Source organism: Bradyrhizobium roseum (assembly GCF_030413175.1).
GTDB classification, from domain to species: Bacteria; Pseudomonadota; Alphaproteobacteria; order Rhizobiales; family Xanthobacteraceae; genus Bradyrhizobium; species Bradyrhizobium roseum.
This window is the reverse complement of record NZ_CP129212.1, coordinates 2,377,801-2,392,656: the sequence shown is the minus strand read 5'-3', so window position 1 is coordinate 2,392,656 and position 14,856 is coordinate 2,377,801. Positions and strand designations below refer to the sequence as shown.

19 protein-coding genes and 1 pseudogene are annotated in these 14,856 nt (G+C 60.1%); 2 read left to right on the top strand and 18 right to left on the bottom strand.

The window, feature by feature from the left end; genetic code table 11:
* Nucleotides 1-160: 160 nt before the first annotated feature.
* The 16 genes and pseudogenes from QUH67_RS11345 to QUH67_RS11270 form a co-directional block, all read right to left on the bottom strand.
* On the bottom strand, nucleotides 161-1,144 hold the full coding sequence (locus tag QUH67_RS11345) for a phage tail protein (protein WP_300946770.1): 984 nt from the start codon (nucleotides 1,142-1,144) through the stop codon (nucleotides 161-163).
* Between the two features lie 32 nt (nucleotides 1,145-1,176).
* Nucleotides 1,177-1,335, bottom strand: coding sequence for a hypothetical protein (locus QUH67_RS11340; RefSeq protein ID WP_300946769.1), 159 nt, complete (start codon nucleotides 1,333-1,335; stop codon nucleotides 1,177-1,179).
* A 13-nt stretch (nucleotides 1,336-1,348) separates the two neighbouring features.
* The gene (locus tag QUH67_RS11335) at nucleotides 1,349-1,852 is read right to left on the bottom strand and encodes a hypothetical protein (RefSeq protein ID WP_300946768.1); all 504 of its coding nucleotides are present in this window, start codon (nucleotides 1,850-1,852) and stop codon (nucleotides 1,349-1,351) included.
* A 9-nt stretch (nucleotides 1,853-1,861) separates the two neighbouring features.
* Nucleotides 1,862-2,125, bottom strand: coding sequence for a hypothetical protein (locus QUH67_RS11330; protein ID WP_300946767.1), 264 nt, complete (start codon nucleotides 2,123-2,125; stop codon nucleotides 1,862-1,864).
* Between the two features lie 429 nt (nucleotides 2,126-2,554).
* The gene (locus tag QUH67_RS11325) at nucleotides 2,555-3,010 is read right to left on the bottom strand and encodes a hypothetical protein (protein ID WP_300946766.1); all 456 of its coding nucleotides are present in this window, start codon (nucleotides 3,008-3,010) and stop codon (nucleotides 2,555-2,557) included.
* 135 nt (nucleotides 3,011-3,145) lie between these two features.
* Nucleotides 3,146-3,454: a hypothetical protein gene (locus tag QUH67_RS11320; RefSeq protein ID WP_300946765.1), complete on the bottom strand. Its 309-nt coding sequence runs from the start codon at nucleotides 3,452-3,454 to the stop codon at nucleotides 3,146-3,148.
* A gap of 341 nt (nucleotides 3,455-3,795) precedes the next feature.
* Nucleotides 3,796-4,110, bottom strand: a pseudogene (locus tag QUH67_RS34855) (phage terminase large subunit); the annotation flags it as partial.
* Nucleotides 4,111-4,124: 14 nt separating this feature from the next.
* Nucleotides 4,125-4,433 carry a hypothetical protein gene (locus QUH67_RS11310; RefSeq protein ID WP_407080454.1) on the bottom strand — a complete coding sequence of 103 codons (309 nt, stop codon included), beginning with the start codon at nucleotides 4,431-4,433 and terminating at the stop codon, nucleotides 4,125-4,127.
* On the bottom strand, nucleotides 4,417-4,578 hold the full coding sequence (locus QUH67_RS11305; protein WP_300946762.1) for a hypothetical protein: 162 nt from the start codon (nucleotides 4,576-4,578) through the stop codon (nucleotides 4,417-4,419). Before QUH67_RS11305 ends, QUH67_RS11310 begins: the two co-directional genes overlap by 17 nt.
* 599 nt (nucleotides 4,579-5,177) lie before the next feature.
* Complete coding sequence (locus QUH67_RS11300; protein ID WP_320416134.1) at nucleotides 5,178-5,369, bottom strand: hypothetical protein; 192 nt, start codon at nucleotides 5,367-5,369, stop codon at nucleotides 5,178-5,180.
* A gap of 364 nt (nucleotides 5,370-5,733) precedes the next feature.
* A complete protein-coding gene (locus QUH67_RS11295) occupies nucleotides 5,734-6,087 on the bottom strand; it encodes a phasin (RefSeq protein WP_300946760.1) in 354 nt (117 codons plus the stop codon).
* Between the two features lie 467 nt (nucleotides 6,088-6,554).
* Nucleotides 6,555-6,761, bottom strand: a complete 207-nt coding sequence (locus tag QUH67_RS11290) for a hypothetical protein (RefSeq protein WP_300946759.1) — start codon at nucleotides 6,759-6,761, stop codon at nucleotides 6,555-6,557.
* Nucleotides 6,762-6,921: 160 nt separating this feature from the next.
* Nucleotides 6,922-8,055 (bottom strand): alpha-hydroxy acid oxidase, encoded by a 1,134-nt coding sequence (locus tag QUH67_RS11285; RefSeq protein WP_300946758.1) that lies wholly within the window; start codon nucleotides 8,053-8,055, stop codon nucleotides 6,922-6,924.
* Between the two features lie 135 nt (nucleotides 8,056-8,190).
* The gene (locus QUH67_RS11280) at nucleotides 8,191-9,453 is read right to left on the bottom strand and encodes a CaiB/BaiF CoA transferase family protein (protein ID WP_300946757.1); all 1,263 of its coding nucleotides are present in this window, start codon (nucleotides 9,451-9,453) and stop codon (nucleotides 8,191-8,193) included.
* A gap of 307 nt (nucleotides 9,454-9,760) precedes the next feature.
* Complete coding sequence (locus QUH67_RS11275; RefSeq protein WP_300946756.1) at nucleotides 9,761-10,183, bottom strand: GFA family protein; 423 nt, start codon at nucleotides 10,181-10,183, stop codon at nucleotides 9,761-9,763.
* An 87-nt stretch (nucleotides 10,184-10,270) separates the two neighbouring features.
* Nucleotides 10,271-10,993 carry an isoprenylcysteine carboxylmethyltransferase family protein gene (locus tag QUH67_RS11270; RefSeq protein WP_300946755.1) on the bottom strand — a complete coding sequence of 241 codons (723 nt, stop codon included), beginning with the start codon at nucleotides 10,991-10,993 and terminating at the stop codon, nucleotides 10,271-10,273.
* A 134-nt stretch (nucleotides 10,994-11,127) separates the two neighbouring features.
* On the opposite strand from QUH67_RS11270, the gene QUH67_RS11265 reads away from it, so the two are divergent.
* A complete protein-coding gene (locus tag QUH67_RS11265) occupies nucleotides 11,128-12,693 on the top strand; it encodes a winged helix-turn-helix domain-containing protein (protein WP_407080422.1) in 1,566 nt (521 codons plus the stop codon).
* 43 nt (nucleotides 12,694-12,736) lie between these two features.
* Here the strand turns inward: QUH67_RS11265 and QUH67_RS11260 are convergent, their stop codons facing one another.
* Nucleotides 12,737-13,312 carry a DUF6456 domain-containing protein gene (locus QUH67_RS11260; RefSeq protein ID WP_300946754.1) on the bottom strand — a complete coding sequence of 192 codons (576 nt, stop codon included), beginning with the start codon at nucleotides 13,310-13,312 and terminating at the stop codon, nucleotides 12,737-12,739.
* A gap of 45 nt (nucleotides 13,313-13,357) precedes the next feature.
* The gene (locus tag QUH67_RS11255) at nucleotides 13,358-14,047 is read right to left on the bottom strand and encodes a GcrA family cell cycle regulator (RefSeq protein WP_300946753.1); all 690 of its coding nucleotides are present in this window, start codon (nucleotides 14,045-14,047) and stop codon (nucleotides 13,358-13,360) included.
* Between the two features lie 131 nt (nucleotides 14,048-14,178).
* Here QUH67_RS11255 and QUH67_RS11250 point away from each other — a divergent pair, with 131 nt between their 5' ends.
* Nucleotides 14,179-14,817 carry a S24 family peptidase gene (locus QUH67_RS11250; RefSeq protein WP_300946752.1) on the top strand — a complete coding sequence of 213 codons (639 nt, stop codon included), beginning with the start codon at nucleotides 14,179-14,181 and terminating at the stop codon, nucleotides 14,815-14,817.
* Nucleotides 14,818-14,856: the final 39 nt, after the last annotated feature.

Here is a 14,856-nt window from a genome sequence, read left to right as displayed (position 1 = left end):
CTCCTCTAGGGGATCAGGTGATAGGCTCTTGAAATGAGCAAGAGCGATTACAGACTGCTGGTGCTAGTAGTGCTGATGTGCGCGGCAATGATGTTATGGATGCCGCGCATTACGCCAGATCTGTGCGTCGGCCCTGTCGAAACTCTGTTCGGAAGCTGCACTAGATAATGCGAATGATGTAGTTGCACACAATTGTTGGCTGGACATTATTGTGTGGGTTTCCGTTGCCGGCCGAAGCGTTGGTGATCGCGATTCCAGTTGTACTCGAAAAGATATTTCCAGCCGTGGAGCTGCTAATGTTCACCGCCGTACCCGTGCCCGCGCCGCCAGTCGAGCCGCCCAAAACAAAATTCGAGAGATGAGCGTGTCCCGGGTCCGTCAGCGTATTGGCGTGTGAGTGCGATGCAAGCTGCGCGGCGGTCAGCGTATGGCCTTCCGAGCCGCCGACAGCACCAAGACTACTTGAATTTTCGCCGAAGTGGCTTGACGTCAGCCGCACTGCTGAACTCTCTCTCATTGCAGACACCCGACCAGTCTTGTCCGGCAGATTGAATGTAGTCGAACCATCTCCGGTCCCATAAGTAGTTCCAATCAACGCAAACAATGCGCCGTAGGCCGTGCGCGAAATCGCTTGCCCTGTCGGAAACGCGAATGCACTATTCGGCGTTGTTGGTCCCCAATAGTCGATTCCGGCTGCGAGCGGCACATTGTATGGGTTGCCATAGAACCCGTGTAGATAGAACGCTGCGTCGGACTGGTCATAGAGCGCCAGATACGGCGTCCCTTGAATCAGTGTCCCGGCGAGCAGTTCCGTCGACGGCGCTGATCGCAACGGCTTGGCTCCGAGGGAGTCCACGTTCAGTGTCGTTGCTCCACCATTCGTCGCGTGCGGCGTGAACGCGATGATCTGTCCGTTGAGACGGACGAGCGCATCGAACGCCTCGTAGGACGTGACCGTGTACGCGGTCGCGGTCCCGCCCGTGACGATCGCGCCCGCAATATCGTCGCGGTGCTTGGCGATTGAGGCCATCATTGCGCGCCCCGAATCGTTCACGCTGGACGGCGCCTGGCCCTCCTGCCAGTTGATCGATGAGTCTGCTGTCGCATTGCTCGCCGCCGTTTGTGACCACTTATAGAGAGTCATTTTAGAATCCTCCGGTTCCGGCCAGCCGCCGACTATGCCTTGGTGTTCAGCCCGAGGTACTGCGCACAGGGACAGGCTGGTGCCCGCGCCGTCAGGAGATTGCGGACGACGCCGGATGGAACGCCGGGACTTTCCTTCGCCACTGCATGAACCCGCGCGTCGATGATTGCATCGATATCGGCCCTGACCATTCTGATGCGCTCTTCAAGAGTTGGTGTGCGCGGTATTTTCATCTGATTTGCTTTCCTCATTCGGACGGGCGTCACTTTTCGGGTATGCTGCCAACTCCCGCCTCGCGTTGGCCGCCTCGTTCTGCGCCCGCCGTAGCGCCTTTTCTCGCTGTGCCTCGTGGCTCGCGACATAAACCTGGAGGTCATAGGGCAGCGATTTGAAGCGCTGCTTGTGATCGCCCGGCCAGGAGCGCGGCGGATCTATTCCAGCGAGATCCGCGATCGCTTCAGCCACTAGGCCGCCGAGGGTCGGATCGGCGAGGCCGACCGAGGCATGGAGCCTCGATATGTCCTGGATCGCCGGCCAGAGCAGCTCGATGCCGAGCGGCGCGCAGTCCGCGACGAAGCGCACGACATGCGCCGGCGCCGCGGGACATGGCGACAGGCCGTTCAGCTCGCACCATCGCACGAACATCGGCGCAGCGCGCATCCGCGCCTGCGCCAGTGCGACGAGGACGGGGTTTTTCGTCGAACGCATGCGAGCGGGCTAACGCCTGGCCTTGCGCAGCGCCTCGTGGAGGCCGCCCATCTTCTTGCGCAACGACATCAATTGCACGCGCCGGCGCAGGGCATGCGGACTGGAATCAATATCGCCGCGCAGCTCGCCGTCGAACTGCTCGAGGGCTGCCACGCGCTTCTGCAACCCAAATAGTGCGAAGTTGGCGGCAATCTCCTCAGTCGTCATCGGCGCGCCATGGAGTTTTTCAGCCACAGTGTTGGCACGCTCGATAAAGTCGCGATCGTCCGGCATTGATGAAGCTCCTCGAGAATCGCGCTACCAGTCTTCAGGATGGCAGCGCATGAATTTGAAAGACGGCGGCCGACGGATGCAGCCGTAAAACCGCGCGGACAACTGCTGCGCAGCGAGCGCGGGAAGATATTTGACCGCGAAGCAAAGGACTGTCGCGACTACCGCGGACCGACGAAGACCCACGGCAGCAGCAGCTTTTGCGATATCGGATTGCCGCCTGACGCCCACACCGCGCTTTGTTGCGGCTGCGTCGGGTTTGTGGGATCGACACCTGCCATCGAAGCTATCCAACCGGCTATGTCGCTTGGCGGCGGATTTGCATTCTGAGGGGGACCGACCGGTGGTACCGCGCTGGCGCTGCAGGCCGAAGCCTGAGCAACACTCGTTTGATCCACATATTGAAGATGCTCTGTGATTGCGGGAGGCGGATCAGCAGTAAAGCTCGGCCGGCCTGATTTCCACTCGCTCGAATGTCTTGGTTCCAGTTGGACTAACGACGACGTGACCAGGGATTCTGGCGCTCTCGTCACCGAACACCAGCGCGCGAGTCTTGTAGTCTTCAGAGCCGGTATCGGTGAAATAATGAGTAATTCCTGCTTTGACCGAGGGGTCGCGTTCGTGCAACGGCGCCAATTCCCAAAGATCATACCTCCCTGAAGCAAGACTCCGGCGCTCAACGAAATTATTGATGATAGGAAACATGCCTGGATGATAATATCTTCCCGGCCCTTCGCTCATGTACCACGGCATGTTCACCGCGACCGGCGCGGGCCGCCCAGCAACCGGAACCGGGGTGCCCGACGCAGTTGGTTTGAAATAGTGATCAAGAAACTGTTGCGCAGTCCATCGACCACCATTTTTCAGCTTGGCTTCATTTCCGGCCATAACGTTTTACCTTAGTTTGCATCTTTGTAAGAATGTGAAGTGGAAATCAAACCGCAGTTCGACATCGCGACGAGGGCACTATGGCTGAGAAAGTCGGTTGGCATCCCCGGATACAGACTGGCGCTGGGCCTTATTCTAGCTCTCAGATAGACATCCCAAAAAAGTCAAACCCAGAATGTTTCGAGACCGAATTGCTCGACAGCAATTTTCCGTTCGCTCGACGGCGTCAATAAAATCCGGGGCGCTACCGAAGCTATCCGAACTAAAGAAGCTATGTTTGACGATCTTCCTTTTTGCGACGGCAATCGCGTCCGCCTCTGACTGAATGGGATGATCTCCCGGCTCGCAAAAATTGTTCGTGCGATAGGCGAATTGAGTCATCCAGAAGACCAGCAAAAGGGCCAGAGCAATAAATATATTTTTCGCGCGAATGATTTTCTTCATGCTGGCCCTCGGTCCCGGAAACATCAACTTTGCTGATGTCGCTGGGATTATGCGTGAACAACGTCCAGACCTTCTATGGAGATTTGCAGGATTTTTTGTGCAGGTCTGCTGCCTCCTTTATCCAAGCAACGTTCTCAGCGTCTGCCAGATTTCCGTGCGTTATAGAGCGCAACCGCATCCTTGATATCGCCCGAGCTCGAAAGTTTGGCGCTGAGCGTTCGCAAGTCCGCATGCTGCCGTTCCGCTTGCGAGCGCGCAACACCGGGCCGCACCACAGGCGGTAGCGGCTTTGCCGCCGCAAGATCCCTGGCCTTCATCATCAGCCGGTACTTTCCGGCGTCATCCTGCATTCCCCGAAAGATGATCAGCCCGTCTCCAGGCGTTTCGATCTTGTCGTTGAACAGCTTGAAGCCGCGGCCGACGCCGAGCGAGGCGATCTTGCTCTCGATCAGCCGCTTCGAGGATTGCGCCAGCGTCCGCTGCGCCTCGCGGATACAGACCGCCAGCGTGCCGCGCTCGGCCTGGCAGGTCTCGACCAGCATCTCACCGAAGAAATGCGATTTACCAGAACCGCGGCCGCCGTAAACCCCCTTGTAACGACCAGGCGCAAGCAGCGGCTCGAACACCTTCGCTGTCGGAATTTTCAGGATGGCCAATGACCTATTCCTATTCAGCGATCATCTTCGGAAGCGACAGGCATTTCCATCTCAACCTGGCTCCTTATGTCCTCCGGATGAACAATCACCCGCTCGATCCGATGGACCAGCTCAAGCGGACCAGCGCTGCCGTTTTCGAACGGCTGCGTGGCCTTGCCCCAGCCGCGATCGAGGATGGCGTTGGCGGCCGAGACGCGGGCGGCAGGCGTGGCGTCCTTGCATCGCATGATGCCGACAAGAACTCGGATTGCAGTGCGTGTGTGGCTGCGTGCGAGAGAGCGAATTTCGGCGAGAGCTTTGGCCACGCTAGGATTCCTGCCCATCCGTTTCAGCAACGGGGTTTGAGGCGATATCCGCATGAACGACTACGGTATCCCGAGTTGCATAGCGGAAAGCAATCGTTGGAAAATCCGTTGGTGCGTCGTCGCGTCCGGGACGCGGGATGAACTGAATGATTTCGGCGCTCACGAGACCTCCTCGGATACTGCGATGACGACGAGACCGATGAGCGCGAGCGATATCAGGTAAGCGGTCATCGGCATCTCGCAAAATAAAATGTGCGGCATGATCGCGCGATGCGGGCGCGGATCATTTGGGGCGCGAACCTTATCCCGTCGGGGCCGCGTGCGGCGATGACGATCCGCGCCGCAAGCCGGCGCGTTCGCGCGCGCCGGCCAATTGTGTGAGAAAAAGCTCGGACGGCAGCGCGCTCGCGACGCCCCGGGCGGGAGGCGTTGGGAGTTGCGGCGTCGATCGGCGGCCGCCGTCCGATTCGAGAATTTCAAAACAAAAAGCCCGCCGCGGATTTCTCCGTGCGGGCCTTGCAGTTTTTGCGATGATGGCCTTATGCCGGTGATTTGCCCGACATGTCAAACTGTTTTCGAGTTCGCAAAAATTGCAGAAATTCGATGAGGCGGTTTCGGGAAACTGAAATCGCGAGTGAACAACCTCGCGAACTAAAACCAGCCCTTAAAACTAAAACGCCCGCAACCGTTTTGCGGCGCGGGCAGCGATTTCTACGATAACATCAATGTGCAACTGATTTGCCCGACACGTCAAGCTCGCCCTCACTGCGGAGCCGGATTAACGGAATGAACGGGCTTCGGCATGGGCGGCTCGGGCTCCACCTGCAGCTTGGGTTCGGTCGGCAAGACCTTGGCGCCGGCCGCCCGCGCAGCTTCGCCGGTCGAACCGTAACTGGCCATTGACGCCGGCTGCATCTTCGGCTTGTTCCATGGCCCATGGTCGACGATCAGCATGCCCATAACGCCCAGAACGGCCACCGCGATCGCAACTTTCAGCGGCGTGCCACCAGTCCGACCCGCTCGATCTCTTGCCAAATCCTTCGCCATACCAAGTAATCCACGTTGATCTTACCTCGAAACTAAAGTTCTGCAGCCAGGAAAGTTCCCAGCAGTCGGCCCACTGCGGTAGCGTTCTGGACAAAACATCCGACAGCGTAATGTCGGCCCGCCGGGTCTCTAACAACGCCGAGCGCCGGAGCAGTCGGGGATGCCCCTTTCCACCATGAGCGTTAGCGCGATTACCCGCGCAGCACCCCGCAGCAGCCTGTTCGTCGCTGTCCTGCTCGGGGTGCAATCGGACGCTGCTGCTAACGAGCCTTCAAAGCTTGCCTTTGGTCGAATCTTTTGCGGCGGACATGACGCCGCCGGTAATCTGACGCATGTGCTCGCCGGCATTGGTGAACTGGCTGCGCAGGAATTCCGACTGGATCTGCATCGCTTCCTGAAGGTCGGTCGCGTGCACCAGCTTGCGGGCATGCTCGAACGCAGCCTTCATGTTTTGCTCGGTGAACGACAGCGCCTGCTTCGAAATTTCCGTTCCCGCGCCGGGCATCGACGTCATGGATTTTCCTGCGGCATCGAAGAACATGCCGAACGCCTTTTCTGCCTGATCGATGGTTTTCTCCGCCAATTCCCGCAGTTCGGCCGGGACTTCGAGTTTCGGTTCCGTCATGGTCGCCTCTCCAATATCCACGGCAGCAGATTAGCACAATTTCCGGCTGCGTCTGCGCCGGATTGAGCCGAACCCAACGAACTTCGATCGCGGCCGTCGTCGGACAACGACCCGATCTCAACCAGCGCAAGAGGAATAATTTCTTATCGGTGCGCCGTAGCTCCAGGCGCGGAACTGATTCCAATCGTGGCGGCGGTGTGGCATAGTGATTCGCGATTGAGATCGATTGTCGGTGGCGTTGCGTCTCTGGTTTTAGTCTCTCTTCGGGACAAGGGGATAGGATGCTGCAAGCGTTTCGACCGACACCGACCTGTACACGTTTTCAAACCAGCATAGAAATGCCTTGCATGAAATGCGGCGCACAGATGCGCCTGGCAACGATCGAGCCCCGCGATCAAAATTATGACGTGTTGACCTATCGCTGCGCGCCTTGCGAGTCCGGCGAGAGTTTTCTGAAGGCGCGCTGACTATGCGCCGTTCAACATCGCGATCCCGGCCTGAGTGAGCACGAGTCCTTCGTCGCGGGCTTCGAGCAGGCCGAGGTCCTTCAACGTCCTCAAATCTTCATCGCTGACCGGCGACATTTTGAGCCGGCGAGCTTGAATATCGCGCAACGTCCAGCGAAGGCTGATCGCCTTCTCGAGACTGAACGGGGCGAAAGGATCTTCTGCCATCCGCTTGCGACTACTTGCCCATGAGAGACTGCTCTCGTGTTGGCGGCGCGCTGTCCTTGGCGCCGCTGATAAGAAGGAGGCGCCCGTCGGGTTCCTGGACGAGCGCCAATTCGGGGAATGCCAGCGCAGGCTTCGAGCGAAAACCGGTCGAGCGCCTTTCTTAATAGCGATAGGGCTCGATATCCAGCAGCGGGAATGCGCTGAACACGCTGGGAAGGTTGGTCGCGGTCGCCGCGTGCAGATAGGACTTGTCGAGCTCGGCAAAACGGGTGACGCCGAGCAGCCCGAGACAGCGGATGACCTCGTCTTCCAACAGCTCCAGCATTCGCACGATGCCGGCTTCGCCCCCGGCAGCAAGCGCCCAGCATTGCAGGCGGCCGATGCCGACCATATCGGCCCCCGAAGCGATCGCCTTCACGATGTCGGTGCCACGGCAAAAGGAACCGTCGACCATGATCCTGGCGCGGCCGGCCACGGCGTCGACGATTTCCGGCAGCACATGCATCGAGCCGCGGCCATGATCGAGCTGACGTCCGCCATGGTTCGACACATAGATCCAGTCCACGCCATGATCGAGCGCGATGGCAGCATCTTCCGCGGTCGCAATTCCTTTGATCACCAACGGAATTTTATACTTGTCCTTGATCAGTTTTACTGTCCGCCAATCCAGCCCCTTCTGGAAGTCGCCGCCGGTGGCCCGGATGCGGCTTTCTCGGACATACCGCTTGGCGATATCCCGCTCGCGGCGACTGTAGTGCGCGGTATCGACCGTGAGGCAAAAGGCGGTATAGCCGTTATCGATCGAGCGGCTGACCGTGTCTTCGACAAAAGCGTCGTCACCGCGGACATAGAGCTGGTAGATACGCAGCGCATCGGGCGCCGCCTTGGCCGTGGCCTCGAGCCCCGGCTCAGATACCGAGCTCAGCATGTGAGCTGCGCCGAACTGTGCCGCACCGCGCGCGACGGCGGCGCCTGAGTCCGGATCGAAAATCTCGAGCGCGCCGACTGGCGCAATCATGACCGGCAGGCGCAAACGGCGGCCGAATACCTCGGTCGAGGCGTCGACCTTCGCGACGTTCCGCAGTACCCGTGGCCGGAACGCAATCTCGTCGAGCGCCATGCGGTTACGGCGCATGGTGGTCTCGGTTTCCGCGGCGCCGACGACATAGTCCCATGCGTTCTGGTTGAGCCGCGCGCGGGCCTTTCGGACAAATTCATGAAGGTTCTGGAATTCTTCGCCGCTGGCGCCGAGTTCGACATTCCTCGCCTGCCGGCCGGGCGTCCCGTCGTTCATGGTGCTTCTCTCCCCTTTTGCCGGCACCTTAACCGTAGACAAACGGAAAAAGCTACCGCTTTGAAAACGTTAAGCCTCGCGCAAACGCGGGAATGCCATTCGTTTGCAAACCCAATCGAACCCGCCCGGTGCCGCTCAAGCCGTATTGCCAGGCCTTCCGAAAGCACCCGCCTCGGCCAGATCTGCGATACGACGCTCGTCGTAGCCGAGGGTCTTTCGGAGCACCTCGCTGGTATGTTGGCCGAGCAGCGGCGCCGCCACCGGATCGATGGTCGGCGTCAAGCTCATATGCAGCGGTGTTTCGATATTGGGGACGGCGCCTGCAGTGGGGTGCGGAATCTGGCTCAGACGATGGCGACCGCGCACTTCGGGCGCATTGAAACCTTCCTCGACCGTGCGCAGATGGCCGACCGGTATGTTGGCCTTCTTCATCTTGGCCATCCAATGCTCGAGGCTGTTGCTGGCAAAGATACCCGCGATGATGGCGCGCAACTTTTCCTTGTTGGCCGTTCGATTTTTTCGATGCGCAAATTCGGGATCCGTGACCAGGTCAGGCCGGTCGAGCACGTCGGTCACCAGCCGGCGATACAGGCGGTCATTGGCGCAGGCCATGTAAAGCGGTCCGTCGGAAGCCTGATAAAGCCCTACGGTGGGCGAACCATTCGGCGAATTTCCGAAGCGGCCAGGATTCACGCCGCTGACCAGATAGGCCATACCGTAGAATGCGGTCATCGCTACGGCGGTATCGATCAGCGCTACCTCGACCTGCTGGCCGCGGCCGAGCCGGTCGCGGGCGATCAGCGCCAGCAGGATCGCGTTGCACGCCGACATGCCCGTCGCCAAGTCAACGATCGGCGGACCGGTTCGCACCGGCTCGCCGTCCGGGAATCCGTTCAGCGACATGAAGCCGCTTTCGGCCTGCGTGATCGGATCAAACCCGGGACGCAAGGCGAACTCACCCTTGCGGCCATAGGCAGAGATCGAGCAATAGATCAGCCGCGGATTAGTCGCCGCGACCGAAGCGTAGTCTAGACCGTATTTCTTCATCACGCCGCCGGAGAAATTCTCCACCACGACATCTGCTTTCGCGATCAGTTCGCGCGCGACTTCAAGCGCCGCCGGATTGGTGAAATCGAGCGCCATGCCACGCTTGTTGCGATTGAGGCTGAGGAAAGCTGCGCTCTCGCCGCCGATTTCCGCATGCTCGTAGTGACGGGTATCGTCGCCCCCGTCGGGGTTTTCGATCTTGATCACTTCGGCGCCGAAATCCGCCAGCGTCTGCGTGCAGGCCGGGCCGGCGACGACGCGGGTGAAATCGACAACCAGCAGACCATCTAGGGCAGTCGGCTCTCCCCTTGCGCGCGGCGTTCGCTCCGGCAATTGCGGCTTGGCGGTCATCTCCGGCATTTCCCCTTGTTATTCTACCCGGCGAAACGATGGATTTTCGCCGCGAGTTCAAGGCCTTCTTACCGGAACCATAGGGGTGACGCCAAACCCCGATTTTGCAGGGCGGGACCTGCCGCCGACATAGCTCTCAGGACGGCGCGATTGGCACCGGACAGGTCCTTACCTCCAAAATCTGGTGCAAGGCCACACCCAAAGGGACGCCACTCGTCTCGGTCTGTCAACGAGGCGAGCAACGTTTGATCGATAGCAAACACCGCGAAATGCGCGTCCCGCCCCCCTCTTTCGGGAGGCCCCTGACCTACTCGGCGATCATCTCGCCCGAACCGCCAAGCTCGGCAGGGAAATCCTTCAGTTTGGGCAACCCGTCGCGCATCGGCAGCACCGTCTCGGAGTAGTTGACGTGCACGCCCGGTGTAAAGGAAAGCGTCGGCAGGGTTGCGGCAAAGACGTCGACCAGCCCAAGCGTCGGATGATTAGTCATCAGGTGTCCGCCGCACTCCGCACAGTATTTGCGCTGGCTCATCGGCGTCTTCTCGAACGTCGCTACATGCTGCGCTCCTGCAGTGATCCGCACCGCATCCGGCTTCCACAGGGTGAACGCGTTCACCGGTCCGCCCGACCAGGAGCGGCAAGAGCGGCAATGGCAATAACCCATTCCTTCCGGCGCACCGGTGACCTGAACCTCGACCGCTCCACAAAAACAGCTTCCAGTATGTTTCATCGCTCTTCTATCTCCTTTCAGACAATTCAGAAGTGATCAGTCTGGCTTACGCCGTCGGGCCGGCAAGACGCGCTCCCGATAATGGCGCTACCCCTCATCGAACGAGTTCATGACGTCACGGTCTTCCAGCATGATGGCGATGAAGACGTAGACCGTTGCCATTGTTGCGAGCAGCAGACGCCCGACGCTCATCATCGGGGCCGCCCAGAGCGCGATCAAAAAACCTGGATAGATCGGCTGGCGGAAAAGCCGGTAGTGGCCCGTCGCTCGGAAAGCGGCCGCCGGCATTTGTCGGTCCGCGCGGTGACTGGGGACATGATGAAGCTCAAACAGTTTGGATTGTTCGATCAGAACCGCGCTCGTGAAGACGGCAACCCAAGCGACGAAGGATAGTGTTGCGATCAACATCGCCATTTCCGGATCATGGATGTGCCAGATGACCGCCGGCATCGGCCGCCATTGCCAAAACAGCAGAACCAGCGACAGACTTGCGCACAGCACATGGGTGCCGCGCGCAGCGAACCCTGGAATAAATCGCGGCCACCAGTGTCTGAACGACTTCTGTGTCATCGCGCTATGTTCGATCGCAAGTAACGACATTAGCACGAGATTGACGACGATTGCCTCGATCATTCCCGATTCCGCGCCGGTATCGATCGACTTCGGGACAACAAGACCCGATACGAACCCGACGGCGTACAGAATCGTGAACAGAAATGTGAGATAGACCACACCACCAAAAAGAAATGAGGTGAATCTTGGCAACCGACGGTCCGGCATCGCCGGGCCGATGACATGGATTTCAGTCATGAACTAGCTCCGCTACCGGAAATGGAAGTGCAACTCCCGGTTTGGCAGAGGTGCACGTAGAATGGCGACAGGTCTTTGCCTGACGCTTGATCTCTTCATGAGGCGAACTTGATTATTTCTTGAGAAAATATGCGATGGGACAAGTGAAATTCAACTTCGATAGACACATCCTCGACACCGATCGTCGCGAGCTGCGCCGTGACGGCGATCTGGTCGCCGTGCAGCCGCAGGTATTCGATTTGCTGGTTCACCTGCTGAAACACCGCGATCGCGTGCTCACACGGGACGACCTGATTGCGCTGGTATGGGGTGGCCGGATCGTCTCGGATTCGACGCTTGACAGCCGGATCAACGCCGCGCGAAACGCGGTCGGCGACAGCGGCAAGGAGCAGCGCCTCATCCGCACCATCCCACGCAAGGGAATTCGCTTTGTTGGCGCCGTCAACGCGCCATACGATACGCAGGCCAGTCCCTTGGTCGAGGCCGAGCAGCCGCATTCGGCGCTGGCGCTGCCTGACCGGCCCGCAATCGCCGTATTGCCTTTCGACAATATGAGCGACGACCGCGAACAGGAGTATTTCTCCGACGGCATCAGCGAAGACATCATCACCGCGTTGTCGAAGCTGCGCTGGTTCTTCGTGATCGCCCGCAACTCGTCATTTACCTATAAGGGCAAGGCGGTGCATATGCGGCAGGTTTCTGCCGAACTCGGGGTGCGGTACGTGGTCGAAGGCAGCGTGAGAAGAAGCGGCGATCGCGTCCGCATCACCGCCCAGCTCAACGACACCGCGACTGGCAGCCACATCTGGGCAGAGCACTACGACCGCAGGTTGACCGACGTATTTGCCGTGCAGGACGAAATCACCGACGCCATCGTCGCGGCCATCGAGCCGCAGATTTACGCTGCCGAGAACTTCCGCAGCCGCCGCAAGCCTCCCAACAGCGTGGACGCCTGGGATCTGGTGATGCGGGCGCTGTCGCATCACTGGCGAGTGACTCGGACCGATAGCCTTACCGCACAGGCGTTGCTCGAACGCGCTATTGCGATTGATCCGAACTACGGCCAGGCGCTGGCCCTGTTCGCGACCAACCAGATGTTTGGCGTGCATCTGGGCTGGACCGATATTGCAACCGCGGCGCCCGTCGCCGAGCAGGCGGCACTGGCGGCGATTGCCGCCGACAACGACGACGCCTGGGCCCACACCGCTTTGGCTAGCGTGTATTTCGCCACGCGCCGGCTCGATCGTGCGTTGGCTGAGTTCGAACTGGCGCTGCAGCTCAACCCGAACTTCTCGCTCGCACAGGGGTACTATGCGCTGGCGCTTTGCTATGGCAGCCGCTGGCTGGATGCCTTTGCAACAACTCAGCGCGCGATCCGCCAGAGCCCGCGCGACCCCTCATCCGCGATCTACTACGGCGTTGCCGCGTACGCGCAGTTCATCGGAAGGAACTATCAGGAGGCGATAGCACTGGCGCGAGAAGCGACCCGCCAACGTGGCGACCTCACCGGCGCCTATCGGGTGCTGACAGTCGCTGCCGGCATGTCTGGTCAGACCGACCTGGCCAGGAGCGCGCTTGACGAGTTACGTCGAACCCAGCCGAACATCTCGCTCGCCTGGATCGCGACGCAACTACCATGGAAGCACGATGAAGATCGCGAGCACTATCTCGAGGGCTTTCGCCGGGCTGGACTGAAATGAGTCGCGTTGACGAGGCCGGGAGGCTGTCGGGGGCCTCTGCGGTTCACCGCGAGAAGGTTTTGACAATGACGGGCTGCCCCGTCGCAAAACCGTACAATATCGCCAACCGGTCCAGGCATTCGCGGAAGCGCCTCGAAAAATAATCGCTCCAGCGTTTGCTGCACAGGCCCCTCCGCTGCCCCACCTGCTCCATGGTCATTCCCTGCACCAATACGTCGTGCACCAGCGCCGAGCCGTCAGCGCCGAGCTCTCGTTCGACGCGGTTCAACCGTAACACGGCCTTGCGCTGCCCCTCGGTGATCGGCTCGCGGCTCTGCCCACCATCGACATATTCCCGGGCCGGGTCGACCGCGCGCGGTCCGCGCTCGGCCTTTTCCCAGTCACTCTGGAACGCCCGCCCGGCCTGATACTGCGCTTCATCGATCTGGCGGTGCGAGTGCAGGCGGGCCAGCGGATCGTTGCGAACTGAACGCAGGGCAACGATCTTCTCGCCCGGATCAAGCGCCAGCGGATTGTCCACTTCGACGGTTGCGACTTCGGCGTGGCGTAACAAATCGTGGCATCTCCGATCGCGCGCCAATGCGGGATTGTGCGGCTTCCGACGTTTTGCTCTCGGCATCTGATGAGCTCCTTCAAACAGCTGAATTCGATTCCAAGCGGAAACTTAGTCGATCGATGCGCCCGCCATCTCGTCACGCAGCAATCCCGATAAATCGTCTCGACGGCCGCTCCCCTCCGGTTGGAGCCCGATCAGCGCACGCAGATGCGCGATCCGATGCCGCCGCGGCAGCCGCCTCAGCCTGTCGGCCTCGCAGTTGACGGTGGTCTTCTCTGTCTCGTCTCCGCGAGCAGCCGTGAAATGACGTCCGTCAGGCTCGATCGGATCACGGCTCAAATGAAAATGCGGGCTGCAATAACTTGAACCCGGGCGCCGCGGATGCCCGCAGAAGGTGATCGCCTCGTTCTCTTCATCGCCGCCATACGGGTAGCGGCAATCGCCGCGCTCCAGTTCGCTCAGGGAGAGATGCCGTGGTTCGATGTCGACGCAACGCAATTTGACTGGAACGACATCCTTGAATACCGGGATCGGCCAGAGAAGCCCGACCGGCATGGAATTGAGGGAACGGCGCTCGGCGATCTGGTGCAGCTCAGCTGGCCTCGTCGGCATCGACGGCTGCTGTCGATCGTCCGCGCCCAGTCCCAGGCGCCGGGCGCGTCCGAGCGCCGCGCTGCGGGTGTAAGATGTATGGAATCGCGAGTTGATGGTCCGCGCCGCCTCGGCAAAGCTCATCCCCTTGGCAATAAGCTCCCGCAGCGCGTCCGAATGCTCGGGCGCCCAGTTAGACTGTTCCATTTGTTCTCCTTGCTCATGTCAACGCCGCCCGACGCCGATCTCCAGTTTCGGATATTCCGAAATAAAAGTCAAGGTTGATTTCGGATAATCGGAACTGCTATCCTGTTCATGCGATTCGGAAAGGTTTGAGTATGCTCGACATCAGATTGATCGAACGGGGGCTGGAGAAGCCGGGCAAGACCAAAGGTGGGCTGGCGACGGCGATGGGCGTCCGTGCCGGGGCGGTATCCGAGATCCTGTCCGGAATACGCCTGATCAAGGCGTCCGAGATCGCGCCGATCATCGAATATCTGGAACTGAACTCGGTGCCGATCATGGGGCGCGTCGGCGCCGGCGCCTCGATCGAGCCCGAACACGAACAGGTGCCGCCGGAAGGCCTCGGAGAGGTCGAACTGCCCTTTCCGATCGCGGAGGAAACGATCGCCTTTGAGGTATCCGGCGATTCCATGCTGCCGAAATATGAGAATGGCGATATTATCGTGGTCTATCGCGAGCAACGCCATCCGCTATCGAGCTTTTATGGCGAGGAAGCCGCTGTGCGCTTGAAGACCGGCGAACGCTACCTGAAGACGATCGAACGGGGTAAATCTCCGACCTCGGTCAACCTCACGAGCTTCAACGCCAAGCCGATCACCGGCGTCAAGCTAGAGTGGATCGGAGAAATCTGCGTCACCCTGCCGAGGGGCCAGATCGAGCGATTGCGTAACAAGGCGGCGGCCCGGGCCCGCAGGGCGACGAGGTCGGGCGGCGGCCGCGCGCCGGAAAGGTAGCCATGTCCGGATCGATCGATTTTGCGGGGGCCCTTCACC

Excerpts from the sequence above, each read along its gene's own strand:
- QUH67_RS11345 (WP_300946770.1), bottom strand. The coding sequence starts at position 1,144 with ATGACTCTCTATAAGTGGTCACAAACGGCGGCGAGCAATGCGACAGCA.
- QUH67_RS11340 (WP_300946769.1), bottom strand. The coding sequence starts at position 1,335 with ATGGTCAGGGCCGATATCGATGCAATCATCGACGCGCGGGTTCATGCA.
- QUH67_RS11335 (WP_300946768.1), bottom strand. The coding sequence starts at position 1,852 with ATGCGTTCGACGAAAAACCCCGTCCTCGTCGCACTGGCGCAGGCGCGG.
- QUH67_RS11330 (WP_300946767.1), bottom strand. The coding sequence starts at position 2,125 with ATGCCGGACGATCGCGACTTTATCGAGCGTGCCAACACTGTGGCTGAA.
- QUH67_RS11325 (WP_300946766.1), bottom strand. The coding sequence starts at position 3,010 with ATGGCCGGAAATGAAGCCAAGCTGAAAAATGGTGGTCGATGGACTGCG.
- QUH67_RS11320 (WP_300946765.1), bottom strand. The coding sequence starts at position 3,454 with ATGAAGAAAATCATTCGCGCGAAAAATATATTTATTGCTCTGGCCCTT.
- QUH67_RS11310 (WP_407080454.1), bottom strand. The coding sequence starts at position 4,433 with ATGGGCAGGAATCCTAGCGTGGCCAAAGCTCTCGCCGAAATTCGCTCT.
- QUH67_RS11300 (WP_320416134.1), bottom strand. The coding sequence starts at position 5,369 with ATGCTGATCGTCGACCATGGGCCATGGAACAAGCCGAAGATGCAGCCG.
- QUH67_RS11295 (WP_300946760.1), bottom strand. The coding sequence starts at position 6,087 with ATGACGGAACCGAAACTCGAAGTCCCGGCCGAACTGCGGGAATTGGCG.
- QUH67_RS11290 (WP_300946759.1), bottom strand. The coding sequence starts at position 6,761 with ATGGCAGAAGATCCTTTCGCCCCGTTCAGTCTCGAGAAGGCGATCAGC.
- QUH67_RS11285 (WP_300946758.1), bottom strand. The coding sequence starts at position 8,055 with ATGAACGACGGGACGCCCGGCCGGCAGGCGAGGAATGTCGAACTCGGC.
- QUH67_RS11280 (WP_300946757.1), bottom strand. The coding sequence starts at position 9,453 with ATGACCGCCAAGCCGCAATTGCCGGAGCGAACGCCGCGCGCAAGGGGA.
- QUH67_RS11275 (WP_300946756.1), bottom strand. The coding sequence starts at position 10,183 with ATGAAACATACTGGAAGCTGTTTTTGTGGAGCGGTCGAGGTTCAGGTC.
- QUH67_RS11270 (WP_300946755.1), bottom strand. The coding sequence starts at position 10,993 with ATGACTGAAATCCATGTCATCGGCCCGGCGATGCCGGACCGTCGGTTG.
- QUH67_RS11265 (WP_407080422.1), top strand. The coding sequence starts at position 11,128 with ATGGGACAAGTGAAATTCAACTTCGATAGACACATCCTCGACACCGAT.
- QUH67_RS11260 (WP_300946754.1), bottom strand. The coding sequence starts at position 13,312 with ATGCCGAGAGCAAAACGTCGGAAGCCGCACAATCCCGCATTGGCGCGC.
- QUH67_RS11255 (WP_300946753.1), bottom strand. The coding sequence starts at position 14,047 with ATGGAACAGTCTAACTGGGCGCCCGAGCATTCGGACGCGCTGCGGGAG.
- QUH67_RS11250 (WP_300946752.1), top strand. The coding sequence starts at position 14,179 with ATGCTCGACATCAGATTGATCGAACGGGGGCTGGAGAAGCCGGGCAAG.